We start from the raw sequence: 26,037 nt of genomic DNA, 5'->3' as shown, positions 1-26,037 counted from the left end.
AATGGCAAAAACGTCGCTGAACTAGCAGGTTTTTGTGTATGGACGGATGTTAAGGAACGTCAAAAATACGTCGATGCTATTACTGCATGCACCTATGCGAGTTTCGCATAACCCGCGAAAACCCCATCAGGAGGGTTGCGAAGCAGCACGAATGTGTCCCCAAAGCTTCTCCAGAAACTCGCTGCGATTTGAGGCATCGCGGTATACGCGCAGCTCGACCTCGAGATGCCATTCGGTGCGCCCGGCAGGCACCAGTTCGCCTGATTCGAGTTCGCTACTGATGGAACTTTTGGGCAGCCATGCGACCCCTTCACCTTCCATCACGAGTTTCTTCAGCACTTCCGCCATGTCCGATTCGTAATGAAGCTGCAGCGCCGGGGCAGCAGTTGCTTGCTCAAGCAGTAACGCAAGGCACCGGCCGAAATAGCTGGTTTCCGTATAGGAGATGAGCGGGAGTGGACGGTTCGCCGTTCCCGGCAACCGGAACGCAGGGGCTGAGCGTTCATTGGGTCTGCAGACCGGCATGAACGTGTCGACGCCTACGGTGAGATGCTGGTATCGCGCCGGGTCCAGATGCAGCGGCAACTCTGGATGGTGATACGCAAACATCAGTTCGCAGTTACCGTTGACGAGCATCAGAATCGAATCGTGCACGTTGGTCGGAATAACCCGAGCGCGTACCTCGCCAAAGTGCGCGGTGAGCGTCTTCAGCCATGCAGGCAGAAAGCTCAGCGCGATTGTGTGGCCGGCCGCAATCTGCAGGCCTTTGCCGGCCATTCGCTGCTCGGTGCGAATGATGGCGCGCGTATCGAAAAGCTTTTCGAGTATGTCTTCGGCTGCTTCCTGAAACAGTCGCCCCGCCGGCGTTAGCGTCGGAGGAAAGCTGCTCCGGTCGATGAGGTCAGCGCCCACCCATTGCTCAAGCGACTGTATTCGCCGACTAAACCCTGACTGCGTCACATTCCGAAATTCCGCTGCCCGTGAAAAGCTTTGATATCGGGCAAGCGCGATGAAGTCTTCAATCCACTTGATTTCCATGTCTGGTCCTGTGACAAGCCGTAGCGCCTGCGAGACCGAGAGATTCTACGCCGGGCCGCTTCCTGAGTAACGCTGTAGGATGCGGATGTCATCGAGATTGTGGCTGCGGGAAAGAGACTGAATGTCTCGCTCGCGCGGCTTTTTGCGGCAGAGGGTATGCGGGTTGCGCTTGCTGCACGCGACGCCAGCAAGCTGGCGGACCTCGTCGACGAGACAGGCGTTCTCGCCTTGCATTGCGGCGCAAGTCGGCCGGACGATGTCAAGGCACTTTTTGACCGCATAGATGATGCACCGGGCGCTCGCGACCTCGTTGTCTACAACGCAAGTGGCCGCTACCGCGCGGCAGTCGAAAACATCGACGCAGAGAAACTTGAGGATGCGTTTAAAGTGACCGCCGTCGGTGGCTTTCTCGTAGCCCAGGCCGCAGCCGTTCGAAGACCACTACAGGATACGATGCCGGGACACGCAATGAAAAAAAATGGACGCGCACGAAAGCGATATGCACCCGATGTCGCCCGATGACGCCATGAGTCCGGCGAAAACCGGGCAGTAAGGCGCGCCCGCGCTTCGCGTCAGGGGTTACTCAACCTGATGAAGCGCGAGTAGCGAATCACACTTATGTCACGCGCCTGGTATTCGATTTCCGGCTCTGGACCGTCGCTCCCTGCGCCCAACGCCTCAGATGTTGGCGCGTATTGGAGCCCGCCGGCTGCTGGACGCAAATACAGAGCTGTCTGGCGTGCACATAACCACTTCATTCCCTTGATAAGCTAGGGCTGGCTCATCTCCCCATCTAAAATCCATTGGCGCTCACTTTCGGATAGCCGGTTAATTCTGAGCGTGCCAGCGCCCTTTAGTCCTTTGAATTTTCCAGCAGCGCCACTGACTTCCCAAAGGCCAGTGAAAACGGAGCGTTGTTCGTCACCTTTTCCTGATAGGGACAGCTGACGCAACTGTGTCTTGAGGTAGAGGATATCGCCGGGGCTACGAGAGATGACGAGATAGCCGGTCCCTCGACCGTTGGCTTCCGGTCCCAACGTAACTTCATGAAATCCCCACTCCTGGACCTTCGCGCCGCGCAGCATTCCCTCGCCCACGACCTTGCCCGAACGCCGCACGAGCGCGACATATCGATTGCTGCCATCCGCAAACTCCAGTTTTGTGTACTCGTTCGGTTGGCCCGGTTCGCCCTTCTTCACGTCAAACCTGAATTCGACTGTAAAAGGTTCCGCAGAGGCCGGCAGGCTCGTCGATAACCAGCACGCTGCCGCCGTCCCGAGGACTACCGCAAATTTCTGGAAATGTCTCACGCCTTTCTCCCGTGGAGTTTCGCCGGGCGGCGGAAATGCTATCAAAGTGCAGTACGTGACGTCCTGGGTGGTATGGCGGCGCAACGTGACGAAGCCTCATCGTGCGTAAGCAGTTCGACGCCCGCGGCTGCAAACTGGGAGCAACAAAGGCATTATGCAAATCCAAGGTGTTCAGGCAGGATGACGCTGATTGCGGACAGAAACAACACGACGACCGTTCAAGGCTTCCTCGCTGAGGCAAGCACGCACGGCATCGGTACCCGAACCTCTCCGTCGCTTTGATACGCGGCGGCATCTTCGGACACCGATTTTTGAATCAAAGCCAAGGCCTCTGGTGACTGAGCCTTCAAAATTGCGGCGATGCGCACGCCGCCGCGCATCAGCATGTCGAAAGGCGTTTCCGGAATGCGAATGCGCAACGTCTGGCTGATTTCCTGGACGTGGGGCTCGTCGAATCCCGCTGCGACCAATACGCGTTCACATTCGTGCAAGTCGCTAAACCGGAAGAACGGCGGCCCAGGGGGCAGTGGAACATCCAGTCGACCGTGCGCCTCGATTGCCTTGAGCACCATCGCGAATCCGACGGCTTTGTCCGGTGTCGCCCACACAGTGAAGCCAATCCTGCCGCCGGGACGGAGCACCCGAAACGTCTCGGCGAGTGCATTCTCCGGATGGGCGAAGTGCAACATCCCGAAGCTGATACCAACGGCGTCGAAACTCTCGTCGGGAAAGGGCAGGTCTTCCGCGCTGCCAATACGGAACGTGAGCTCGGGATACATGCGCCTTGCCTGTTCGACCATCGACTCGGCGAAATCGACACCAACAGCATTGGCGCCGCGCTGTGCCGCTGCGGCAGCGAGATAGCCAGGACCCGACGCGACGTCCAGGAAATTGACCCCGGGCCGGACTTCCAACGCATCGAGCAGGGCGCTATTGGATTGTGTGGTCAAGTTGGCGAAATACGTATGGTAGGGCTGCGCGACCTTCTCCCAACCTTGGTGCTCGAAAGCACTGAAATTGTCTTGTTCCATTTCAGCTTCTCCACGCTTCGTCGTGCTCGCACAAAGCGATGCCGGACCGGCATGTTGTGCTCGCTCATCTTCAGGGTGAAAGTCAGACCTCGCGTCGAGGGGCCGCGACGGGTCCGCACATCACACTCTGTTATAGGTCCCCAGCGTTGGAGTTCAACGAACATTCAATGCAGCGTCTGGACGCTGTGCAGCGATGACCAGTTCTGCCACATTTGCGCTGCGGCGAACGGATATCGATGTTTTGCACGCCTGGCAACACAGGCGAATTGCAAGTGTTGGCTTCGCGTCGGCAACCATGATTCATGGTGTTAGCCGGGACCCAACACTGCGGCATCCTTTCCACCCTCCGCTTACCGGGTCCCGCCGGTGCAACGCAATGAAGCCCTTGTGTCACAAGCGAGACGAGCGAGCGGTGATTGCACGGGCATACTCATTGCGTAGTTGTGCCAGCCCGTCACTCGAGCGGCGCCCACACCGCGTACCCCACTGGAGACTAACGTGCTGGCAACGAAATCGTGTACCGCAACCTGCGTCATTGACGGCATCGCCGTCACGCTCACATTCTTCCCTGACACCGGCGTCCTGCGAATTACCGACGCCACTGGTGCCCGATTAAGGGAGACGAGGTGGTCCGCTTCCTGGCATAGCCTTGTCACGACATTCCGCGAACTCAGCGAAACACCAGTAGAGGACCCTGAGGCCCTCTTCCGTTATCAGAACCGCGGCTCCGCGCGCATCGAAGAACCGATGGCCGCGTTTAGCTGAATTTGCGGGACAGTACGCCGCACCGAGCCGCGCCTCTCCACCGCCATCCTAGTACTTCCATGTAGGCGACGCTTTCTTCGGGCGTCGAGATGGCGAACCGGATGGCGTTGCCAATGTGGCGAGCCAAGTGACAGAAAGCGCCAGAGCACCAGGGCGCAAGGCCCATGCAATGAAAGTTGCGACCAAATCGACATTCTCCAGCGACCTGCAAAGTCGTACGAGCTTGTCGACAGCACACCGCACACATCGCTTAGCAGCGGTAACTCCTTACCCCGCGATTCTCACGGAAAACGGACTAGGCGACTTGGGTGTGCCCCGTGCAGAGCCAGTGAACGTCGAGATTGAGGACGGCGGCGAGACACGCGCAAGCGTTCAGCGGAGGGACCGTGATTCCGCGTCGCCAATACTCCACGTCGTCTTCACTCACGCCTAACCACTTCGCTGCGTGGGCTGACTTGATATTGGCGCGTTTGCATGCCCTGTCAACGCGTGCAGCCAAGGCGCGCCTGAGGCGGTTGTCCTGTGCGCTACGCTCAAGGTGACTGATATTTTGGGCCTGTCGATTCATCTTGTGTCTCTCAGCTTATATTTTTGTGCAATTCAGCGCCACTCATCGACAGCGTCGAACGACGATACACGTCCGCCATGACAGCCTCGTGACGCAATGTTAAGTACGCGTCAACCTGCAAGGCGCCGAAGTTGTGTGTTGGTTGTTTGCACAACTATTCCTCCGCGTGCGCATTGGTGTCAAACAAAAAAACAATGCGCACAAGTCGTTGCGCCGTATTCAGCGTGCTCCGCTTCTCTCGGTCGGCAACTGTGTCCCATCGCACAGACGATGTAAAGCCATCATGACTCGATATGGTGAAAGCCAGAGCCTGCCCGGACTTCTCCAAATGAACCGCCCCAATAAAGGGTGCGGTCTATAGCGTTTCTCGCACGGGCCAGCCTCTTGTTTAAGCTGGGGCGGGGGTACTGGAAGATTCGCCGTTGCCTCATCAGCAAAGTGCGAACATTTTTCAACGCGTGCGCCAGCGTTCGACTGAACCGTTGACGATGGCGTCCCACTGGGCAGACACGCCTACGCGCACCGAAGCAACGACTTTGCGCATCGAGTTCGACAGCGCTCCACAACGGCTTCGGCCGGCTGACTGCAACCCTTTTTTGCGGCGTTGCACACACCCAGATAAACGTTCATATATGACCTCCAGGCAAGGCCCTAAGCGTTGGCCGGGTTTTCCCTGGAGCACCGCTATACGTCAACAGCAACGGGGCATTAAGCGTCTCCGGCACACGCCGCGTATCGCCGCAACGCAGCAAACGATTGACATTCGCACACTCAGTCCTAGAATGAACTCCGCTGCACCGCACCAACGTTCCTATTTTGTGGCTCGTCGTTTGTGATGCCGTTCGGCGGTGTTCCGGAGACTCGCCACGTCCACCTTTATGGAGTTAGTGATGAGCAGTCTCGCCCCTGAACAACTTTTCGCAGCGCAGAAGGTCGGTTTCGAAACGATATCTGGACTCCTGACCAAAGCTTTCGGCGGCGTTGAAAAGCTGGCTGAACTGAACCTGCAAGTGGTCAAATCGACGCTCACCGAAAATCAGGAAATCACGGCCAAGGCGCTTTCGTCCAAAGACCCACAGGACTTGTTCGCTCTGCAGGCCAGCTATACGCAGTCGGTGACAGACAAAGCGCAGTCGTACGGCCGTAAAGTGTACGAAATCATCTCCAGCACGCAAGGTGAATTCGCGGCGGCGGCTGAAGCGCAGTTCCAGCAGTACTATCGCGAGACGCAAGAGTTCGTCGACAAGCTCGCGAAGTACGCACCGGCCGGAAGCGAAACCGCCGTGGCAACATGGAAGACATTCATCACGACGGCCAGCGAGACGGCCAGCACGACGTATGAAGCTGCCAAAAACGCTACGAAGCAAGCGGTTGAGATTGCCGAAAGCAATGTTAGCGCTGCGTCGTCGGTCTCGGCTAAGCGGACTCGACAGGCCGTCGTACCAGTCGCCGCCGCTGAGAAGTAACAACGTTTTTGACGTCGGCCACCGGCGTCTAATTCTTCAAGCGAGCCTCTGCTCGCTTTTTTTTGCGCGTGGCCTTTTGGAGCACGGCGGCGTCCGGCGCGCCTCGGATGCCGTCATGAAGCAGTGGCCTGAGCTAGAAATTCGCAGGCATGGTTGCGCGGGTAGCCGCCGTTGCTTCGTTGGGTTGCGTTCACTGTCAATCATGCGATTTGACCAGACTCCTTGTGGCCGAAACTTCGTCGCGCCAAGTCCAATGGGGCACGACCGAACCAACGGGAGCGAGGTTGAAGGAGAAGCGGATGACCGCCGCAGAAAAGTCTTTGCATTTGCTGGTTGAAAAATGGCTGACGCCAACTTCCGCGACACCAGTTCGGGTAACCCGATTCGGTCGCACAGCCTCTAACGGGAGACGTTATGTATGCGTTGAGGCACTGCGACCGGAAGGCCCGGTTGCACTATTTTTCTTCCGGCACGATGACGGTACCTGGCGCGTGTTCCCGCCTGAGAGCAGGTGCTAACAATACGTGCTTACGCAAGTGCGGCGTGACGTGGTGACCCGAAAGTAGCAGCGCTGGACACGTCAGGCGAAAATCCGAGAGCGGCGCATCTGTCGCAGCCAGTCCGTCGCGAGTTCATCTGCTGTTTGCGACGTCCTGCTGCAGGCAGCGGCATAGCCAAGCTTGGCGAAAAGTTCGGCCCACGCCCGAAGGACTTCGGCTAGGCATTAGAACGATAATGAAATGCATGCTGACGGTTTCGACTGCACCTGTCGCAATCACCCGCCCGAGCTGGATGCTCAACGCCGGCCTGCTGCTGCATGAAGTATCACCGTTATCGCCGCCGATGGTGCTGTTGTCACCTCCAAGGTCCGACGAATCGGTGGTTTCGCCGAGTTGCCCCACGTTTTTTCAAGTGTTAGCGTGAAACTCGTGGCACGGAGCGGCCGCGGTGACGCAAATAGCCAGGTCTCGCGGCAGGCCAGTTCTACACGGGCCAGGATACGTTCGACCAGGAGGCAGCATCATGGTCCACCGCGTCTATGTCGACAGCACCGATGACTTCGTGATGTGGCGCGCTGTCGATGCACTGGGCCCGATTGCGCGTCCGCGCGTTCTGGTGGTCGATGACTACCCCGCCGGCGCAGATGCGCTGCAGCTGTTACTGGAGCAGGACGGGTTCGAAGCTCGGAGCGTGGGCGATGCTCGTATGGCATTCGCGGTCGCCGAACAATGGCTGCCTTTCGCCGTTGTTGTCGACCTTGCCATGCCCGGCATGACTGGCTTCGAACTCGCACGCCAACTCCGGCTTGGCGCACTCACGCGCGATATGTTGCTCGTTGCTTTCACCGCGCGTGCCTCCCCCGAGGACATAGTCCGCGCGTTCAAGGCAGGTTTTGATGGGCATTGCGCGAAACCGCTCACGCCGGTTCAGTTACTCACCGTGCTCCGGTCCGTCACAGGCAGGTGAGGCTGTAAGCGCGACCCGGTAAATTTCGACAGCTGCGGTCGCCGTCGGCGGCCGACTCTGTGGCCATCCCGCATTTCCTTGACAATATGGCGCACGTCTGGTGCCGGTCACGATTCGGCTGCCCCACCGACGTAAGCGAGAACTCTCTAAGCTTAGGGCTCTATGATTTATGATGAGACGAGTACCGACGCCAGTCCCTGCGGGGGCAGCCCGGTGGCTGGGTCAACAAAGAACCAATGAACCATGGACAGCACTCTCGCCGCAGAAGCCAGCGTTTCGCCAGACGGAAAACTGGTAGTTTTCATCGTCATTGCCCGCGAACGTGCGGTGCAATGTTCGATTACCCGAGACGTACTCGAACAGTATTTCTGGGCGCCCATCGGCGCAAACAATGCGCGTCTTCTAAAAGCTTATATGGACGGACACAAGCGGATTGTGGCAGCTGTTGAACGAAAGGTGCTGAAAGGCTCGGACGAGCCAATAAAGCTGAACGCCGCAGATTTTTCTCACTGAGCGTCGCGTTACTCCGTTTCGCGCAGACAAAAACAACCAGTTGTCGTGAAGAGAGCTTTGGCAGATGCATGGCCGGATGGGGCGCCGTTAACCGGTGAGTAGCGCCGACTCGATAGCTTCCCAACTTCGCAATAGGCGCGTCCATGCGGAGCCGTTCGGCGCGCAGGACATCGTGTCAGCCAACGCTGGAAACACACGGATGGAAGACGACCAGAAAGATGGAATACTTGAGACGCGGCTGGTGAGGGTGCACGGCCTCGTGCAGGGTATTGGCTATCGGGAGGCCTGTGTACGCCGCGCCCATGCACTGGGCGTCATTGGCTGGGTCCGCAACCGCATGGACGGCTCGGTTGAAGCGATGATTCAGGGTTCGCCGGAGCAGCTTGCAGAAACGTGTGCCTGGTTAAGTGAGGGCATGTCCGCCGCGCTTGCCGACAGGCTTGAGGTAACCGAGGTCCTGCCACCGTTCGCCCGCTTCGAACACTTTGAGCGATTACCGACGTTGTAGGGACTAACGGTTTGCCGCATTGCATTCCCACTGTGCATAAGTCTGGCGTGCCAACTTTGAACGATGCCTTCTCCTCGACCCGGAGGCTCAATTTTCATTGCCAGGGACGCTTCTTCGAACGCAACTGCTAGCGTTGAGCAGATGACCGTGGCGCGACAGCACCTACGTTCTGAGAACTGGCCGCTCGCGTCGCCTTCAACTGCGCGAACCCTCGCGCTCATGCTGCTTTCTATGTTCGTGGCGAATATCGGTACCGCGAGCAACATAGACGACGGACTCGGCGATATTTGTCGCATGGTCGCCGATACGTTCGATAGCCTTCGCGATGAACAGATAGTCCAGCCCCGTGGAAATTGTTCGAGGGTCTTCCATCATGTATGTCACGAGTTTTCACACGAACGCCCGGAACTGGTTATCGATGGCTTCGTCATCCCGGATAATCTGTTCTGCGGCAGTCGTATCCATCCGCGCAAACGCGTCCAAAGCCCGGCGAAGAACGCTTGAAGCCATTTCGCCCGAAACCTTGATTTCAGTGATGTTGATGTTCTGCGCGTTTGCTTCCCTAGCGATTCGACGGGTTCGCTTCACAATCTTGTGTGCCTCGTCTCCCGCACGCTCGAGGTTTGTGACGCAATTTGAAGCCGCCATCAGGAGCCGAAGGTCACGAGCGGCCGGTTGCCTCCGGGCGATGACGTTACTAATTTCCTCGTCGATTTCGATTTCCATCGCATTGAGCTGGCGTTCACCGTCGAGGACGAGTTCGACAAGGTCCAGGTCGAATGCGTTCAGCACTTCCATTGTGTGGACAATCTGTGACTCGACCAGTCCGCCCATTTCGAACAGCCTCGTTGAAAGCAGATTGAGGTCGGCGTCGAACTGACTTGAGAGATGTTTGTCTGGCATATTTGCTCCTCAACCGACGCGGCAGGTAACGTAATTTTTAGTTGCCCGCTGTGTCGAGTTCGACAGAATCTGTTCGGGCTGCACCAATCCCGACGAGCTCGTCGAAATACATGAATGGAGTCCGCCCCGTGAGTTGGCCGCCCGATACATGGGTGCGTGTCCTCCGCGGCAAAGGTCACTCGCCAACAGAGGTCCACACAACTCTCCCCGGAATTCTTCGCACAACCGCAAACATTCCACGTCGACGTAGTAGCGAAACTGATTGACTTCCGGGTATTCCCCCGTACAATGAGTTTTGCTGCATTGCAGCAATTGGCCTTCGGCCCTCGCGGCGCGTGGATTTTGTTTTCACTCAGAGCCCCTCGCACTTGCCGCCTTACCCCTTCGGAGCAGTGATGAGCACTCTTACCCCCCAACAACTGGTTGCCGCCCAGCAAGCCAGCCTCGAAACGCTTTTCGGCCTGACGAACAAGGCTTTTGAGGGCTTCGAAAAGCTGGTTGCGCTAAATTTGCAGGTTGGCAAAGCGACTCTCGCCGAAAACCAGGAAATCCTGACCAAGGCACTTTCAGTCAGCAACCCGAGTGAACTGTTCGCGCTGCCAGCAAGCCTGTCTCGGCCTGTTGCGGAAAAGGTGGCAACGTACGGCCGCCAAGTTCACGAAATCGCGTCCGGAGTTCAGAGCGGATTCTCGGCCGCCGCGACAACGCAGGTCCAGCAATTCCAACGAGATGCGCAAGGGTTCGTCGAAAACCTCACGAAGAATGCCCCGGCAGGAAGTGAATCGGCCGTTGCAGCATGGAACTCGGCCTTCTCCGCAGCTAATGCCACCTATGAATCGGCCAACAAGGCGGCAAAGCAGTTCGTGTCGACCGTATCCGCCGTTCAATAAGACTGCTTGGTCTCCCACAGACCTTCTGCATCGACAAATGCGAACTTAGGTTCGCATTTCTACTTCCTGCACCGGATGTGTTGAGAAGCGACGAATGCCGAACATGGTTGCATTGAACGAATACCGTGCCTCGTGAGTACGCACTGACCGTGACTCGACAAGTTTGAGGCGTTCAGGCGCGTGGACGGCGCCCCGAACAGCGACGCCGGCTCGCCGGTAGCTGACAGCGCTGCCCCTATCTTGCAATCAGAATACGTCGACCTGTTCGACGAAGATGCGCCGGAATATGAGGCGACTGGACGAGGCGTCGCGCCGAAACATGGCGTTTCCAGCCAGGGACGAAATGAACGGACATATTGCGATGGACGACCGATTTGATAGACGAGAACTGCTGCTTCATCTTGGCGACATTCTCGAAGCATTGAACTGTTTAGCCCGGACGGGTCGCCCAAGCGCACTGGTGGTGCAGCTTGCGCAGGAAGAGGATTCGTTGCGGGACTTTGAGTTCCTCCGGGCGCTTGCGCCAAAAATGACGGTGGCCGAATTCACCAAACGCATCGCCAGCGCGTTCTTCCTGTGGCCAAGGGAGCTGCTTGAGGCAAAGCTCAACCGGGACGCACTGGCGTCAACGGTTCAGCACAACCTTTTTGACGGTAACCCTGACGGCTGGAACGCGTATATCAGCCACGTCCAGAACAAAGTGAAGTGGTTTGGGACCGGGCTTTCGAATATTAAAAAGGGCGCTCTGACTGAACCGTCGCACAATGCCACTGATGAGGCGAGTACGGTCGAGGCGCCGGTCACGGCCGTGCCGCCCGTGGAGGCGGATGTGCGCAACGAGAAGAGAGGTTGGCCTTGGCCCGAGCCGAGGTCGACGTCCTGAGGCACTGCCGCTCACGGCAGATACCTGGGACTGCGAGTTTGAATGCGAAATCCGTAGTGGAATGCTACCGCTCTTCGCTAGTTCCTAAGTCAGTTGGGCCGAGAATTCGTAGTTCAGCCGGTGTCACCGCCTGCTACTGGCAACACGGTGCCGGTGATATAGCCTGCCTCGTCCGAAGCGAGGAACAGAATCGGCGCGGCCTGCTCGTCGATGCTGCCATAGCGTTTAAAGAAGGTCGATTCAGTGACCTGCTTCACCGCTTCGCCCATCCAGACTTTTTCCTGCTCGCTATCGCCGGCAGAGTTACGCGGGACACGTCGCGGAGGCGCATCGGTTCCACCCGGCGCGGTGGCGACCACGCGGATGTTGTGGTCTGCGTATTCCATCGCCAGCGACTGCGTAATCGCGTTGACGCCGCCCTTGGCCGCAGAATACGGTACACGGCGGATACCGCGCGTGGCATTCGAGGAGACGTTGACGATAGTTCCACCGCCGCGCTTGAGCAGGTACGGCAAAACTGCATGGCAGGCGTACAGCGTGGGCATCAGGGAGCGCCGAATTTCCGCATCAATCTGTGCAGGCTCGAACTCGGCGAACGGACGCATGCGAATCGCACCACCCACGCCATTGACCAGAATGTCAATGCCGCCAAACCTGCGCGAGGCAAAGGCCATCGCCGACGCAGCGCCTTCGTACGTCTCAAGGTCGGCGACAAACCCTGCTGTGTCCGCGCCGTCCGCTTCGGCGGCGACTTCTGAGACGAAGTCGGCGCGGTCGACGAACAGCACCTTGCCGCCTTCGGCGGCTGCGCGAAGCGCTACCGCGCGACCGATGCCCTGCGCGGCGCCGGTGACCACCATGACCTTGCCAGCGAATCGTTGCGTGCTCATGCGGTCCTCGGTGCTGCGTTAGCAGTGAATTTCTCGTAGTGGAAGCTGTTCGGCTTCACGCCGTTGTCGTCGAAATGCTTACGCACTGCATCGACCATCGGCGGTGGCCCGCACAGGTACACGTCCACGTCACCATCATTGACGGCCTCCGCCGGCACGTGCTGCGTCACCCAACCCTTGCGAGGATGGGTCGAATCCGTGTCGGCCACGACGGTGCTGTAAGTGAAATTTGGCAACTTCGCCACGTAGGCTTCGATTCCATCGACCTGCACGAGGTCGAGGTCTCGCGTTACGCCGTAAATCAGATGAACTTTTTGCTGCGAATTCGCACGAGCCAGCACTTCAAGCATCGACAGGAACGGTGCCAGGCCTGTGCCGCCAGCGAGGAACAGCAACGGCCGCTCAACAGCGCGCAGATAGAAGCTGCCGAGCGGTCCGGTCAGCTCCACCTTGTTGCCTGCTTGCGCGGATTCGAGCCAGGTGCTCATCACGCCACCAGGAATTTTCTTAATCAGAAAACTGATTTTCGATTCGCCCGGTGCTGACGAAAAAGAATATGAACGGTGCTGACCGCTGCCAGGAACGTCAATGTTGACATACTGGCCCGGCAGGAATACCGGCGCGGTCGCCTCCACATCCAGTTCGAGCACGATGGCCGCATCGTTGTGCGCTTCGACCTTTGATACGGTAGCGGCGAACTTGCTTTCCTCAGTCTTGCATGCAGTGGAAGATGCCGGCACCGCAATGACACAATCGCTTTCTGGCACCATCTGGCAGGTGAGTACGAGACCGCCTTCCTTCTCATCCTCGGTCAGCGCGTCTTCGATGTAATCGTCGCCCAGGTCGTAGCTTCCGCTCTCGGCTCGGCACTTGCAGGTACCGCACACGCCATCAGAGCAATCCATCGGCAGGTTAATTTTTGCGCGAAAGGCGGCATCGAGTACCTTTTCGCCCGCCTTGCATGTAACGAAGCGGGTCACGCCGTCTTCAAAATTCAGTGCAATGTTGTAGCTGGACATCTTGCCTCCTGTACTTCTCATTTCCGCAGATGTTTGCGCTCAAACGTGATAAACGTCGAGCACCTGGCGGATGTAGTCGTCCTTCAACACGATGCGCTTGTAGCAAATCAACAGTTCATCGTTGACCCTTCGCAGAGTCACGAACATCGTGCCGAAGAATTGGTCGGTGGTTTTGTATCGGTGGCTGAGCGTGTTGAAGTTGTAGCGCACGTCCACTTCGCTCTCGCGCTCGGCCAGCACTTCCACATTGGTGACGTTGTGACTGGTTCGCGGTTCAGGCATCGAGGCACCACTGCGTTCGGTCTTGATGCGGAACACACGGTCTTCCAGGCCGCCACGGTCCGGGTAATACATCAGCGAAATTTGACTCTCGTGGTCGTCGGTGAGCTGGTCGTCGTCATCCCACGCCGGCATCCAGTAAGTGACGTCCTCGGTATAGCAGGCAAGCCAGTCGTCCCATTGCCGGTCGTCGAGCAGGCGCGCTTCGCGGAACAGCACGGCGTAAATTTTCTGGTAATCGAAGCTCATGCCAGGGCCTCCCCTTGTTCCTTTTTGAGTGCGTCGCGCATCAGGTGCACCCAGTATTCGTGTTGACACACAAACAGGCCTTCGTCTTCGCTTCGCTCGCCTGAGATGAGCGGCTTCAGGCCCATACTTTTCGCGTTTGCGTCGGGACCTTCGACCCACAACGGCGCCCCGCGCGAAAGGTCGTTCCACAACGCAGTGGTACCGGCATAGCCAGCCTGGCAGGCGCGAAACTCTTCGAGGTCATCTGCGGTGCCCATACCCGAGACGTTAAAGAAGTCTTCGTACTGGCGGATGCGGGTAGCTCGGTCGGCTGCGCTCTCGCCCTTCGGAGCGAAACAGAAGATGCTGACTTCGGTCTTGTCCACGCTGATTGGACGTACGACGCGAATCTGCGTGCTGAACTGGTCCATCAGGAACACGTTGGGATATAGGCAAAGGTTCCGGGTCAGGTTGACGATGAAATCCGCCTTCGCTTCGCCCACACGTTCCTTGATTTCGTCGCGGTATTGATAGACCGGTCGCACTTCCGGGTTCATCGTCTTGGTCCACAGCAGGATGTGGCCGTGGTCGAACCCGTACACTCCGGCTACCGACTTGCTCCAGCTGTTCGCATCCACAGCCTTGGTGCCTTCGACCTTGCGCCGGTCCATCGTCGCAGCGTAGTTCCAGTGCACGGTGCTGACGTGGTAGCCGTCGCAGCCGTTCTCCATCTGCATCTTCCAGTTACCGTCGTAGATGTACGATGAATTGCCGCGCAACACTTCCAGTTCGTCCGGGGCCTGGTCAACGATTTGGTCGATGATGACCTTGGTCTCGCCGAGGTAGTCCTCCAGTGGAATCGCGTCCGCGTTGAGGCTGCCGAACAGGAAGCCGCGATAGCTCTGGAAGCGTGCGACTTTTTTCAGGTCATGCGAGCCGTTGGTATTGAATTGCACCGGGTATTCGGTGGTCTTCACATCTTTCACTTTCAGCAGCTTACCGGTGTTGGCGAAGCTCCAGCCGTGGAAAGGACAGGTGAAGGTGCCTTTGTTGCCGTGCTTTTTACGGCACAGCATCGCGCCCTTGTGCGCGCAGGCGTTGATGACCGCGTGCAGTTCGCCGCTTTTGTCGCGAGTTACCACTACAGGCTGGCGGCCAATCCAGGTGGTGTAGTAGTCGTTGTTGTTGGGAATCTGGCTTTCATGCGCGAGGTATACCCAGTTGCTCTCGAAAATGTGCTTCATTTCGAGCTCGAACAAATCAGTGTTCGTAAAGATGTCGCGGCGGCAACGGAATACACCGTTTTGCTTGTCGTCCTGAACGGCGGTGTGCAGCAGTTCATCAAGTTGCGAGGCTTTGTCGATAATTGCAGACATGAGTGCTCTCCCTACGCTTGCTCCAGGTTATGGGGCACGCGCATCGGTGTCGAAAGATTCTTGCGAAGGATTGAGCGGCAGCAGTGGTACGACGTAGCGGCCGCGTTTAGCGGTTAGGCGGTAGCAGACGCACGCAGGCGATGGACGACCTGGTTATCCTTGCCCTGAATCAGCGGAGTCAACTCGATGTCGAACTCGATTTCCCTATACATATCGGCCTTCATTCCCAGCGCAGTGCCGCCGGTCTTTTCGACCACATGGGGAATCAAATCCTCGCGGGTGGCGTAGGCAAAGTCGTCCCAAATCAACGGGTCGCCCTCAATGTTGATTTGCGTCGTCAGCTTGCGGTACTTGTCCGTGGTGACGAAGAAGTGCACATGCGCTGGGCGGTTGCCATGGCGGGCGAGCAAGTTCAACAGTTGTTGGGTCGCGCCATGCGGCGGACAGCCATAGCCTACCGGCATGAGCGTACGGAACTCGTACTTGCCGTCGGGACCGGCGCTGACCGCTCCGCGCAGGTTGAACTCGCTCTGCGCGCCGGTCGGGTCGAAGTGCGAATAGAAGCCTTTCGAGTTGGCGTGCCAACATTCGACCACCGCCCCTGCAACCGGCTTGCCATCTGGACCGGTTACCGTGCCGCGGATGACCAATGGGCCGGCATCCTCGTCCGGATTGATATCAATCTTCGATACGCCATCGCGCACCGGCGCACCGGAGACATACAGCGGACCTTCGATGGTACGCGGCGTGCCGCCGGTGATTTCAGCCGCCTTGTCCTCCGCGTCCATGCGGATGTCGAGGTATTTCTCCAGACCGAGGCCGGCAGCAAGCAGCGCAGCTTCGCCGTCCTGGCCGAGCTTGTTGAAGTAGTGGACGCCAGCCCAGATTTCGTCGGGCGTCATGTCGAGGTCGTCGATGGCCTTGAACAGGTCGCCCAAAAGGCGATTGACAATCAGCTTTGCGCGAGCACTGCCGTCCTGGCTACCAACGTTAGCAGCAGCCTTCAGCAGGTCCTGCACTTCCTTCGTATCGAACACTTTGACGCTCATGTCTGCTCCTGAATCTCTATTTTCTGGTGGGGTAAACCCTTGGTTTAGCGCCCGCTTGAATATGCCTGAGAGGTATAATGGGTGCTGAAACAGAGTGTAAATGCAGAATAATGGACGCCGGAAGGCCGCGTCCAACACTGATTTAGTATCGGTCTATATCCACGAGGTATTGAAATGGAACTGCGGCATCTTCGCTATTTCGTCGCCGTAGCCGAGGAACGCAATTTCACGCGCGCGGCACAGCGACTGAACATGGCCCAACCGCCTTTGAGCCGTCAGATACAGCAGCTTGAAGAGATTCTTGAGGTGCAGCTATTCCAGCGCGACTCGCGCCCGTTGAAGCTAACCGAGACGGGTAAGTTCTTCTATGCTCATGCCGTCCAATTGCTGGCTCAAACGTCCGAACTCGAATCAATGACGCGGCGCGTGGGCAACATTGAGCGCAGCCTCTCTGTCGGTTTCGTGGGCTCGACGTTGTACGGAATGCTGCCCAAAATCATCCGGCGCTTCCGCGATGAGAACACTACAGTCGAACTCAGCCTCCATGAGATGTCGACGATGGACCAGATTCGAGCGCTGAAGGACGGTCAGATTGATGTCGGGTTCGGTCGCATTCGGCATGAGGACGCAAACATCCGTCGGGTGATTCTTCGCGAAGAGAAGATGATTGTTGCATTCCCGGAGGGCCATCCACTCTCACTGGTCAAGCCCGTCCTCGCTCTCAGCGACCTGGTCAACGAAACCCTGATTATTTTCCCTAAAGCGCCGCGACCCAGTTATGCGGACCAGGTGCTGTCGGCATTCAAAGACCGTGGTCTCAAGCCTCGCCGGATATACGAAGTACGAGAATTGCAGATTGCGCTAGGCCTCGTAGCGGCGGGCGAAGGAATTTCTGTCGTTCCGAGTAGTGTGTACGGCCTGAAGCGAGACGATGTGAGTTACAAGGAACTGGACGACCCCACTCTGGTTTCCCCAATCATCATGAGCATGCGTGCGCTCGACGAGTCGCGGGACATTCGGGAAATGCTTGAACTCATCTATCGGCTGTACGAGGAGGAAAGGATACCCCATGCACCTCGTAATGATTTTGGGCGGTGATACCTGCTATACCTCGGAGGTATGGCACTAGACGTCGATGGTGTTGGACAGGGGGTTATTGGGCACGCAATACTTCAGCAACCCCTCAACTCCAACATTCCAGGTATGAACGCCCAAATCACCTCCGTCGAAGCGATTCTGGTTGACCTCCCAACCATTCGCGCGCATCAGCTAGCAATGGCAACGATGCAGCAACAAACCTTAGTCATCGTCCGTCTGCGCTCAAGCGATGGCATCGAGGGTCTTGGCGAAGCGACTACGATTGGCGGTCTGTCGTACGGCGACGAGAGCCCCGAAGGCATCAAGCTGACCATCGACACTTATCTTGCACCTGCAATTGTTGGGCAAGACGCGACCAACATCAACGACGCAATGCTCAAGCTGAACAAGGTTGCTCGGGGGAACCGGTTTGCCAAGTGCGCAATTGAGACGGCTTTGCTGGACGCTCAGGGCAAGCGCCTGGGCGTTCCGGTTTCAACGCTTCTTGGCGGCGCTGTCCGCAAGACGCTTCCGGTCCTGTGGACGCTCGCAAGTGGCGATACCCAACGCGACATCGATGAAGCAGAAACGCTGCTCGCCGAACGTCGCCACAATACTTTCAAGCTGAAGATTGGCCGGCGTAGCGTTCGTGATGACGTAGCGCACGTATCAAAAATCAAAGCCGCGCTCGGCGACCATGCCAAAGTCACCGTAGACGTGAATCAGGCCTGGAACGAGGCTGACGCAGCGCTGGGAATCGAAGCGCTTGAAGCTGCTGGCATTGACCTCATCGAGCAACCCACTCCGCTAGAGCAGCGCGGAGCACTGGCCAGGCTTGCATCGCGTTTCATCGTACCCATCATGGCCGACGAAGCAGTGACAGGCCCGGAGGATGCCCTTGAACTTGTGCGCGGCGCATGTGCGGACGTCTTTGCGCTGAAGATTGCGAAGTCCGGCGGAATCTACGGAATGATGCGTACAGCCGCCATTGCGGATGCAGCCGGAGTGTCCCTGTATGGCGGCACGATGCTTGAAGGCAGCATCGGGTCGATTGCATCGGCACACGGATTCGCCGCTCTCCCGCAACTTGCCTGGGGTACAGAGTTGTTCGGACCACTCCTGTTGAAAGACGACATCGTCACTGCTCGCCCCCAGTATCGGGACTTCGACCTTCATCTACCGGAAGGGCCGGGCCTGGGCCTGCATATCGATGAGGAAAAGCTCGCTTTCTATCGTCGCGACAAAAATAGCTGAGCGCACAGTCAATCCAGCACCGGGCACATCGACCCATTCCAACTATTGTGCTGGCGGACCTGAGAGACCCCTACTTTTTTGAATGAGAAACACATGCTATATCTCGTAAGAATGGATGTACACCTGCCACACGATATGCCGGTGGCTCAGGCTGACGAAATCAAGGCACGAGAAAAGGCGTACTCACAAGAGCTCCAGCGCCAAGGCAAGTGGCAGCAACTACATCGCGTTGTCGGTGAGTATGCGAACTACAGCATCTTCGACGTCGACTCGCACGACGAACTGCACACTATCCTCTCAGGTCTGCCGCTGTTTCCGTATATGACGATGAAGGTGGCCGCGCTCGCGCGTCACCCGTCGTCCATCCGCTGAAGCCGCAACGGATGCCATGAATCGCGACACCGATGCTGCTCTAGTGTCTCCCGCTCCAAAAGGGAGCTGGTCCGTGTCGGCAGTAACTGCCGGGCGACTTGCCGTCTTCATCTCTTATGCCGGACCGCTTGCGATATTTTTTAGGCCGCACGTACTGTGATGGTCTAATTTCCTCGTCGATTCAGGATTGTCCTCCTATCGACCTGTCCGAGGAAATTAGACCATCACACACGCCGGATTTCTCGAAGTACATACTGTCAAGAGATAGTGCTATCCCGAAAGTTGAAGTTGGTCGCCGACCTCTGGCGCCCCAGAATTCAACCTGTCCAAAGTGGTCCACAACGATTACCTCAGTTGCACCACCTTCCAGATAGCTTTTGATTCTCCGGGCTATGTCCCGGGTCCTGTCGCTATCGAGAAGCATTTCAACGCACAGGTCGGGCACGAACGGCACCGGCTCGTCGCGGTCGAAACTCTCCCATCTTTCGCTCGGCATCCAGACCACATCGGGCACCCTGATGCCAAACGATGGTGTCGTAACGGCAACCGACATGGCCGCAAGATGTCCAATCTGCTCGGTGAGGTCACAGTAGACATCCGTGACCGCTATCTGGCGCCTCGCCGACGGTCGCGAATCCGTCACGACTTCACCGCGCTCGTTCAACTCATACCATTCCTGCCAGCCAGATTCCGCCGCTGTGGTCACGCGACGCCATGCGGCAAGCAATCCGTTGCGGTTCAGAAGAGTTGGCATGTCCATGAGCTTCTCGCCGGGAATTTACTTAAGCGTATACCCTTCTCCCGCGATTTAACAATTTGGCATGTGTGCACTGCACAATCAGCGTTACATCCTGGGTCATCGTCCGCACCCAGTCTGCCCTCCATATACAGCTTCGGCAAAGCATCAGGCCAGTCAGTCTTCTGGCCTCGCACCGCAACTTCATCAATCTCCACATTGCCGGCGGATTTCGGGTCGGTGTACCCGTCACCATTGCCACGACGACACCCTATTCTTCCGGCATCGCATGCAGGCCCCGCAACCTGTAGGCGTTGGGAGACTCTCCAAAAGTTTTCCGGAATTCGCGCCCGAGATGCGATGCATCTGAGAATCCGCAAGAGGATGCGATGTCGGCCACCGTTCTATCCGAGCTAGTCAGAAGCCACGCTGCCGTTCGAATACGGAGTTGTCTTCCATATGACAGCGGCGCTTTGCCCACCTCACTGCTGAACAATCGCTCAAGTTGGTGAACTGACATCTCGAGTCGACGCGCAAGTTCGTTGAGGCTGAGAGGCTGCCCGATGTGCTGCTCCATCAAAAGGATGGCGCGCTTTACCTTGGGATGGGTCGCCGGTTCAAGACCGGGGGGATACGGTTGTGGTGCATTACCCTTTTCCGCGTCCTCCACAAGCAGGATACGAAGCGCCTTTTTTACGATGGTGGCTTCCACATGCCGCAGCAGGATTGCAGCCGCGACATCAATGGACGCCCGGCCTCCCGAGCAGGTGATGCGCCGTCTGTCGATTACGAACAACCTGTCCGCGACAAGATTGCGCTCATCGGTCTTGGGGAAGCGCTCGATAAAGTCCCAGTAGTGAAACCAGCTTACGCAGACACGATAGCCGTCCATCACGCCGGCCCGCATCAACGCGAATGCGCCCGTGCATATGCCGACCAACGTCGCAGATGTACTTGCAGTCTCGCGGATAAAGCGAAGCGTGGCCTCGCTTGCCGACGGGCCAGAATGCAATAATCCGCCGACCACGACCAGATAGTCCAACTTTCCAGCCTCTTCGAATGTAATCCACGGCGCGACCTGGATTCCACAGCTTGCCCGGACTGGAGTGAGCGATTCGCCGATGATGCTCCAGGCACAGCGAACGGGCTTGCTGAAGTCTCCTTCGTCGCTGGCCAGGCGTAGTAAGTCAACGAATCCGGAGAACGCCGTTAGCGTGAAATTCGGAAGCAGTACGATTCCGAAGCGGACTGGCGGCACTCGCCCGTCCGGGGAATCAGTTCGTGGCGTCGCCGTGATGCTTTGCATTTCAGATTCAGGTTGTGGCGGTCACTCGTCCGTAGTCCGCGTCGGAACCATGAACCGCCATTCAACGCGCGACGAACCTACTCCGTCGTACCGGAAGGGACATTGGGCCACTCTCTCATCATCTCGTCGACTTCGGCGCCTATCCACTCGCGGAACTTCGTATATTCCGGACGGTTCCTCGCGTTCTTATGCGTAATGACGTAGTGATGTCTGTCATGGAAGACGAGCGCGTCCTGCACTGGGCGAACAAGGGTTCCCTCGTCAATTTGGCGATGAACCAGGTGATGCCAGCCGAGAAGCGTCCCTTCGCCAGCTTGCGCCAACGAAACAAGGAGCCGGTAGTCGTTGCTTTCGAAATGCTCGCCCAGCGCCAACTTTTCAGAGCCATCGCCCTGCTGAAACCAGTTTCGCCACACACGCCAGTCAACATGCTCACAAACCTGCGCACGACCCAGTAAAGACAGGTGGAGCGTAGGCTGCTTGAGAAGGTCAAGCGGCTTCAATGCCTTGCTCTGAAAGTGACTGTCGAAGAACTCCCGACTACAGACTGGATACACGACATCGTGAAAAAGCGGTTCTACTTCGTACTCCGGCTCGCGCGGCGGATTCTTTGTGATGATGACGTCCGGTTGCATGAGCTCGTCCAATTCCATGAAGTGCTCAGTAACCGTAACGTTGAGTTTAATTTCTGGGAATTTTCTCCGGAAACGCGGCAACCTTGAAGACAACCAGAGCGCTGAGAACGTATGAGAAATACAGATGTTCAACACATGCTTATCCGAGCGCCGCACCACTTCAGCGGCCTCTGCGATATTCATAATCGACAGATATGATGCGTTGTACAGAATACGGCCGGCATCGGTCAGTGCAATGTGTCGCCCCGTCCGCTCGAACAGCGCGACATCCAGTGCGTCCTCAAGCTCCTTGATTTGCCTGCTGATCGCCGCCTGCGTCACGCATAGAACATCCGCTGCCTGCGTAAAACTCTCGTAGCGCGCAGCCGTCACAAAGCACCTCAATGCCCGTAGCGAGGGCATTTGAGCCAGTAATCTGTCAGCAAACAGTTGCTTCTTCTGCATGGTCCTCACCTTAAAGGCGGGCAAACTGGGAGAGACCGCGAACCCGCGGCGGGCAGTTATCCAGACTTTACTCAGACAATAGTCACGACTCGTTCCCGTGGGTGGCAAACGGATACTGTCTCCTCCGAACAGTTTGGGCGCAGCCTTGCTCACCGGCAACTGCGGCCAACCCGCCCTTGGCGAGTGGCCGTGCGCCCCTGAGTAAGCGCCGCCGGTATCAGCCAGAAGAGCGTCCAGTTCGCAGCTCATCTTCGTGACACCACCCACGGCGGGCGACCCCGATCCCACGTCCTGGTCCGCCACGAATCGCTGCAACGCTACTTCCGTCCTTCGATGCGACTCAAGACATGGTCCAGCGCATCGCAAAAGTGGGCATATGAGCCTCGGCGCGAGAGCTCCTCGTGAAGCTGCTCGTTGATTCCGCCAGGCGTCATGGATTGCTGCACCAACGCTGAGAACGGTTGCGCACCTTCGGCCGCCTCGTTGGCCAGCCCCACACAATAGGATGATAAATACGCTCGCGCAGAGCTGTAATCGACGCCTTGCTTGACCAACCATGCTGCCTGAGTTTCCAGTACGGCATAGAAGCTCGCCATAGTCGCTGTAACGGCAGACAAGGCATTGAATTTCCCTTCATCGTCCACTTCAACTGCGGCGCCCACAAATGAGAAAAGCCGGCTCGCCGCTTCATCCGGGGGACAGATTGCCGTGCTTCCTTTGGCGGCAGCAACAGCCGGTAAAGGTATCGCGCGGACGACCGAGTCCATTTTTCGCACCAGCCGTTGCACGTCTGTAATCGAGACTCCGGCGATGAAACTGATGACGCGGTGGCGTGCCGTGAAGTCGAGAGGACCAAGTACATCCGACGCGACTTGCGGCACGACTGCGAGACACGCTACGTCACAGGTATCAAGCACTTCCTGATTTGTCTCGCAAACAAAAATACGCGAGTCAAGTGCGGCAAGCATGGCTGCAGCTTCCGCATTTCGCGGCGATAGAGCGATACTTTCGAAAGGCGCGCGGACTCGAAGCAACCCCGTCACGATTGCCCGAGTAATCGTACCTGTACCAATGAATCCAAGTCGCATAGTATCTGTCTTTGCTAAAGAGCGGTCCTGGTCCGGCCGCATAGGGATGTTCGTGCGGCTCGCCCTGTGCGGGGCGGAAGCCCGCGTTCCAATATCACTCGAGCTTTAACCAGGTGGTTTTCAGCTCGCAATACTGGTCGTGCGCATAGACCGACTTATCTCGCCCGCCAAACCCCGACTGTTTAAAGCCGCCGAATGGCGTCGACAAATCGCCTTCGCCAAAACAATTGACCGTTATCGTCCCCGCGCGGATTCTGGCCGCAACCTTGTGCGCGTTGTTGACATTGTCTGTCCACAGTGAGGCAGCCAGTCCGTAGCACGTATCGTTCGCTATCCGGACGGCTTCGTCTACATCGTTGTACTCGATGACACACAGCACTGGGCCGAATACTTCCTCACGGGCAATGCTCATTTCGGGCGTCACGTTGTCAAAGATTGTCGGTTCGACGTACCAGCCGCCGGTCTCCACAAAAACAGCATTTCCGCCGCACACGAGTCGCGCGCCCTCCGCGCTGGCCTTTTCGATGTGGCCAAGGACCTTCTCATAATGCTTTTGCTCAATCAGTGCGCCGAGCTTCACGCATGGGTCCAGCGGGTTCCCGGTCTTCCATGTCTCAAGAACACTCCTGATTTTCTCCAGCAGAGCGTCCTTCTTGCTGGTATGGACCAGTAGACGCGAACCCGCGCTGCAGTTCTCACCCATGTTCCAGAAAGCAGCGGCAACCGCTTGCTCCGCGACAGCGTCCAGATTGACGACGTCGGGAAGTACCACCTGCGGGTTCTTTCCACCGCATTCGAGAATGACCCGTTTGAGGTTCGTATCTGCGGAGTACCGGAGGAAGAGCTTGCCAGTGTCGGTGGAACCCGTGAACGCGATGAGGTCCACGTCGGGGTGGCGACCAAGCGCCTGTCCGGCGGTCTCCCCGAAACCCGTTACGACACTGAACACCCCGGCGGGAACACCAGCTGCCAGCGCGAGGTCTGCGATGCGCAGTGTTGCGAGAGACGTTTGCTCGGCGGGTTTCACGATGACGCTGTTGCCGACCGACAGGGCTGGCCCGATTTTCCACGCGAGCATCAGTGCAGGAAAATTCCACGGAAGAACGGCGCCTACGACGCCGATCGGCTCCCGGGTAATCATGCTGACTACATTGCTGCCCGAGGGCGAGAGGGCGTCGTATCGCTTGTCAGTGACTTCTGCGTGCCAGCGGATGCATGCGGCCGATTCCGGGATATCCAGTCCCAGACACTCCGAAATCGGCTTGCCTGCTTCAAGCGCTTCGAGCGCGGCCAATTCGTCTGTGTTCTCTTCAATCAGCTGGGCAAGCTTGAGAAGCACGGACTTCCGATGCGCCGGTGGCGCCTTCGACCAGACGCCAGATTCGAAGGCATCCCTCGCAGCAATGACCGCGCGGTCAACGTCCTTTTTCTCACAACGGGCGATGTCAGCGAGCACCTTGCCATTAGACGGGTTCAACGTCTGAAAGGTCTCATCGGATGCCGCCGTACAGCGCATCCCGCCGATGAAGGCGCGCCCGTCCAGCGACAGTGCGTCAGCCCTTTGCTTCCATTCCTCAAATGTCGCCATTTCCTATCCTCACTCAATTAAAGTTCGGCGCCAGCCGAGAATTCCTTGACCCATATAGCTGCAGAAACTGCTACGTCGGCAATCGGCCGCATGGGCAGCGGGCGCGGCTTCGGCTGCTGCAACAGCTGTTGAGTCATGTCGTTCGTCATGCCCAATGCGTACTCAGCGATAACCTTTCCCGATGCAGAGCCTCGGCTGAGCCCCAGGCCGTTGCAACCAATCGCCTGATACAGGCCGTCGTCCCGCTTACCGAACAGCGCTCCGCTGTTTGCTGACAGGCAAAGCGCACCGCCCCACGTGTATTCCAGTTCGACGTTCTTGAGCATAGGAAAGCGGCGGTCGAAGGAACGCTGATGCAGGCTTTTTGCTTTCCGCAAATCCGCCTGCGAAACTTCCAGCCCCGGCCTGAAGGCAAAGTGATTGCGAATGCAGATGCGGCCCGTGTCCAGACGGCGGACGGTGGTACCCATCGGGTCCGCCGGAATCAGCGCCCACGAATTCATCCCCCCAAGCGCCTTGGCCTCGACCGAAGTCATGACGCGGCTCATCGAGGCGAAGGTGTACACGGGCAGCAGACCATTTGGATTCTCACCAAAGGTGGCCGCGTAGGCATTGGTGCACAGAATCACATTGCCGGCAGTTATCGTGCCTTCCCCGAAAGAGAGCACTTTCGCGGAAGGCATGTGCTCAAGCCGTCTGACAGGACTGAGTTCGAATACCTCTACATTCGACGGCATGGTTCTCGCCAATCCGCGCATCAATGCTGCTGGCTGCACAGTGCTGCACCCAGGAGTAAATATCGCGCCGTGGTAGAACGAAGTTCCGGTGACCTTCGCGACACCGGCCTCGTCGAGCCACTCGAACTTTTCGTCAATCCGCCGCAAGCCGTCTGCAAAGTGCTCAAGCGCTTCCTTACCGCGCTTTTTCACCGACGCATGGTATTTACCATCGTCGCGCCAATCGCACTCGATGTGCTGTCCTCGGACCACCGACCGTACGTAATCAATGCCGTGACGCTGCATCCGTACGTCTGCCTTGTCAGCGTCAACGCTTCTTGAGTAGCTTTCGCTGCTGATGTCGTGCGGCAAGTCAACAAAGAATCCAGAGTTACGCCCCGCAGTCGAGCGACCAATACGGTCCGCCTCGACGAGCGCAACGGAAGCCTCTGGAGCCAATTCAGCCAGACGCCGAGCCGCACATAGTCCGGTGATTCCCCCGCCGACCACCACAAAATCAAATCGCCTGTCGCCGCGCAATGGGTTCGCGGCTGGTGGCGGAGGCAGACTCTCCCACCAGCCGTTCACACCGTCGGCGGCGGGAAGACGAGTGAATTCGAGTTTCGAGGCCATGCAAA

General features: G+C 57.7%; 24 protein-coding genes and 3 pseudogenes. 12 read left to right on the top strand and 15 right to left on the bottom strand.

Annotation, left to right across the window (positions count from 1 at the left end; all coding sequences use genetic code 11):
* Positions 1-126: 126 nt before the first annotated feature.
* Positions 127-1,038, bottom strand: a complete 912-nt coding sequence (locus AC3WLT_RS01335) for a LysR substrate-binding domain-containing protein (protein WP_492590009.1) — start codon at positions 1,036-1,038, stop codon at positions 127-129.
* Positions 1,039-1,137: 99 nt separating this feature from the next.
* On the opposite strand from AC3WLT_RS01335, the gene AC3WLT_RS01330 reads away from it, so the two are divergent.
* A complete protein-coding gene (locus tag AC3WLT_RS01330) occupies positions 1,138-1,560 on the top strand; it encodes an SDR family oxidoreductase (RefSeq protein ID WP_492590007.1) in 423 nt (140 codons plus the stop codon).
* A 248-nt stretch (positions 1,561-1,808) separates the two neighbouring features.
* On the opposite strand, the gene AC3WLT_RS01325 is transcribed toward AC3WLT_RS01330, so the two are convergent.
* Positions 1,809-2,348, bottom strand: a complete 540-nt coding sequence (locus tag AC3WLT_RS01325; protein ID WP_492590005.1) for a hypothetical protein — start codon at positions 2,346-2,348, stop codon at positions 1,809-1,811.
* Positions 2,349-2,566: 218 nt separating this feature from the next.
* On the bottom strand, positions 2,567-3,379 hold the full coding sequence (locus tag AC3WLT_RS01320; RefSeq protein WP_492590003.1) for a class I SAM-dependent methyltransferase: 813 nt from the start codon (positions 3,377-3,379) through the stop codon (positions 2,567-2,569).
* 498 nt (positions 3,380-3,877) lie between these two features.
* On the opposite strand from AC3WLT_RS01320, the gene AC3WLT_RS01315 reads away from it, so the two are divergent.
* The 5 genes from AC3WLT_RS01315 (at position 3,878) to AC3WLT_RS01295 (ending at position 8,666) form a co-directional block, all read left to right on the top strand.
* Positions 3,878-4,144 (top strand): hypothetical protein, encoded by a 267-nt coding sequence (locus AC3WLT_RS01315; protein ID WP_492590001.1) that lies wholly within the window; start codon positions 3,878-3,880, stop codon positions 4,142-4,144.
* Between the two features lie 1,458 nt (positions 4,145-5,602).
* On the top strand, positions 5,603-6,178 hold the full coding sequence (locus tag AC3WLT_RS01310) for a phasin family protein (RefSeq protein WP_492590134.1): 576 nt from the start codon (positions 5,603-5,605) through the stop codon (positions 6,176-6,178).
* A gap of 1,023 nt (positions 6,179-7,201) precedes the next feature.
* A complete protein-coding gene (locus tag AC3WLT_RS01305) occupies positions 7,202-7,645 on the top strand; it encodes a response regulator (RefSeq protein ID WP_492578473.1) in 444 nt (147 codons plus the stop codon).
* A gap of 243 nt (positions 7,646-7,888) precedes the next feature.
* Complete coding sequence (locus AC3WLT_RS01300) at positions 7,889-8,158, top strand: DUF1488 family protein (RefSeq protein WP_492589999.1); 270 nt, start codon at positions 7,889-7,891, stop codon at positions 8,156-8,158.
* Positions 8,159-8,357: 199 nt separating this feature from the next.
* Positions 8,358-8,666, top strand: a complete 309-nt coding sequence (locus AC3WLT_RS01295; protein WP_492589997.1) for an acylphosphatase — start codon at positions 8,358-8,360, stop codon at positions 8,664-8,666.
* Positions 8,667-8,861: 195 nt separating this feature from the next.
* Here the strand turns inward: AC3WLT_RS01295 and phoU are convergent.
* A pseudogene (gene phoU, locus AC3WLT_RS01290) lies at positions 8,862-9,569 on the bottom strand (phosphate signaling complex protein PhoU).
* Between the two features lie 395 nt (positions 9,570-9,964).
* On the opposite strand from phoU, the pseudogene phaP reads away from it, so the two are divergent.
* Positions 9,965-10,435, top strand: a pseudogene (gene phaP / locus AC3WLT_RS01285) (TIGR01841 family phasin); the annotation flags it as partial.
* 385 nt (positions 10,436-10,820) lie between these two features.
* Positions 10,821-11,342, top strand: a complete 522-nt coding sequence (locus AC3WLT_RS01280; protein WP_492589995.1) for a hypothetical protein — start codon at positions 10,821-10,823, stop codon at positions 11,340-11,342.
* A 113-nt stretch (positions 11,343-11,455) separates the two neighbouring features.
* On the opposite strand, the gene benD is transcribed toward AC3WLT_RS01280, so the two are convergent.
* The 5 genes from benD to catA all read right to left on the bottom strand — a co-directional run bounded on the left by benD (position 11,456) and on the right by catA (position 16,183).
* Positions 11,456-12,232, bottom strand: a complete 777-nt coding sequence (benD, locus tag AC3WLT_RS01275; RefSeq protein ID WP_492589993.1) for a benzoate diol dehydrogenase BenD — start codon at positions 12,230-12,232, stop codon at positions 11,456-11,458.
* Positions 12,229-13,251, bottom strand: coding sequence for a benzoate 1,2-dioxygenase electron transfer component BenC (gene benC, locus AC3WLT_RS01270; RefSeq protein WP_492589991.1), 1,023 nt, complete (start codon positions 13,249-13,251; stop codon positions 12,229-12,231). The genes benD and benC overlap by 4 nt, the downstream gene beginning before the upstream one ends.
* A 39-nt stretch (positions 13,252-13,290) precedes the next feature.
* Complete coding sequence (gene benB / locus AC3WLT_RS01265; protein ID WP_492589990.1) at positions 13,291-13,779, bottom strand: benzoate 1,2-dioxygenase small subunit; 489 nt, start codon at positions 13,777-13,779, stop codon at positions 13,291-13,293.
* Entirely contained in the window at positions 13,776-15,134 is a 1,359-nt protein-coding gene (locus AC3WLT_RS01260; protein WP_492589988.1) for a Rieske 2Fe-2S domain-containing protein, read from the bottom strand. The genes benB and AC3WLT_RS01260 overlap by 4 nt, the downstream gene beginning before the upstream one ends.
* A gap of 113 nt (positions 15,135-15,247) precedes the next feature.
* Positions 15,248-16,183, bottom strand: a complete 936-nt coding sequence (gene catA, locus AC3WLT_RS01255) for a catechol 1,2-dioxygenase (RefSeq protein WP_492589987.1) — start codon at positions 16,181-16,183, stop codon at positions 15,248-15,250.
* Positions 16,184-16,357: 174 nt separating this feature from the next.
* On the opposite strand from catA, the gene AC3WLT_RS01250 reads away from it, so the two are divergent.
* From AC3WLT_RS01250 to AC3WLT_RS01235, 4 genes and pseudogenes are all read left to right on the top strand, one after another.
* On the top strand, positions 16,358-17,281 hold the full coding sequence (locus tag AC3WLT_RS01250; RefSeq protein ID WP_492589985.1) for a LysR family transcriptional regulator: 924 nt from the start codon (positions 16,358-16,360) through the stop codon (positions 17,279-17,281).
* A 105-nt stretch (positions 17,282-17,386) separates the two neighbouring features.
* Positions 17,387-18,514, top strand: a complete 1,128-nt coding sequence (locus tag AC3WLT_RS01245) for a muconate/chloromuconate family cycloisomerase (RefSeq protein WP_492589983.1) — start codon at positions 17,387-17,389, stop codon at positions 18,512-18,514.
* Between the two features lie 93 nt (positions 18,515-18,607).
* Positions 18,608-18,886: a muconolactone Delta-isomerase gene (gene catC, locus AC3WLT_RS01240; protein WP_492589982.1), complete on the top strand. Its 279-nt coding sequence runs from the start codon at positions 18,608-18,610 to the stop codon at positions 18,884-18,886.
* Positions 18,887-18,902: 16 nt separating this feature from the next.
* Positions 18,903-19,031: pseudogene (locus tag AC3WLT_RS01235) on the top strand (benzoate transporter); the annotation flags it as partial.
* Positions 19,032-19,067: 36 nt separating this feature from the next.
* On the opposite strand, the gene AC3WLT_RS01230 reads toward AC3WLT_RS01235, so the two are convergent.
* The 6 genes from AC3WLT_RS01230 to AC3WLT_RS01205 form a co-directional block, all read right to left on the bottom strand.
* Positions 19,068-19,646 carry a Uma2 family endonuclease gene (locus AC3WLT_RS01230; RefSeq protein WP_492589980.1) on the bottom strand — a complete coding sequence of 193 codons (579 nt, stop codon included), beginning with the start codon at positions 19,644-19,646 and terminating at the stop codon, positions 19,068-19,070.
* A 247-nt stretch (positions 19,647-19,893) separates the two neighbouring features.
* Positions 19,894-20,928, bottom strand: coding sequence for a GlxA family transcriptional regulator (locus AC3WLT_RS01225; RefSeq protein WP_492589978.1), 1,035 nt, complete (start codon positions 20,926-20,928; stop codon positions 19,894-19,896).
* A gap of 77 nt (positions 20,929-21,005) precedes the next feature.
* The gene (locus AC3WLT_RS01220; RefSeq protein ID WP_492589976.1) at positions 21,006-22,007 is read right to left on the bottom strand and encodes a LysR substrate-binding domain-containing protein; all 1,002 of its coding nucleotides are present in this window, start codon (positions 22,005-22,007) and stop codon (positions 21,006-21,008) included.
* 317 nt (positions 22,008-22,324) lie between these two features.
* Positions 22,325-23,095 carry a pyrroline-5-carboxylate reductase gene (locus AC3WLT_RS01215; RefSeq protein WP_492589974.1) on the bottom strand — a complete coding sequence of 257 codons (771 nt, stop codon included), beginning with the start codon at positions 23,093-23,095 and terminating at the stop codon, positions 22,325-22,327.
* A 94-nt stretch (positions 23,096-23,189) separates the two neighbouring features.
* On the bottom strand, positions 23,190-24,683 hold the full coding sequence (locus AC3WLT_RS01210) for an aldehyde dehydrogenase (RefSeq protein ID WP_492589972.1): 1,494 nt from the start codon (positions 24,681-24,683) through the stop codon (positions 23,190-23,192).
* A gap of 17 nt (positions 24,684-24,700) precedes the next feature.
* Positions 24,701-26,032, bottom strand: a complete 1,332-nt coding sequence (locus AC3WLT_RS01205) for an NAD(P)/FAD-dependent oxidoreductase (protein ID WP_492589970.1) — start codon at positions 26,030-26,032, stop codon at positions 24,701-24,703.
* Between the last annotated feature and the right edge of the window lie 5 nt (positions 26,033-26,037).

The organism is Paraburkholderia sp. FW306-2-2C-D06C (assembly GCF_058781505.1).
Note: the sequence above shows the minus strand (reverse complement) of the source record. Positions and strands in the feature narration are given on the sequence as shown.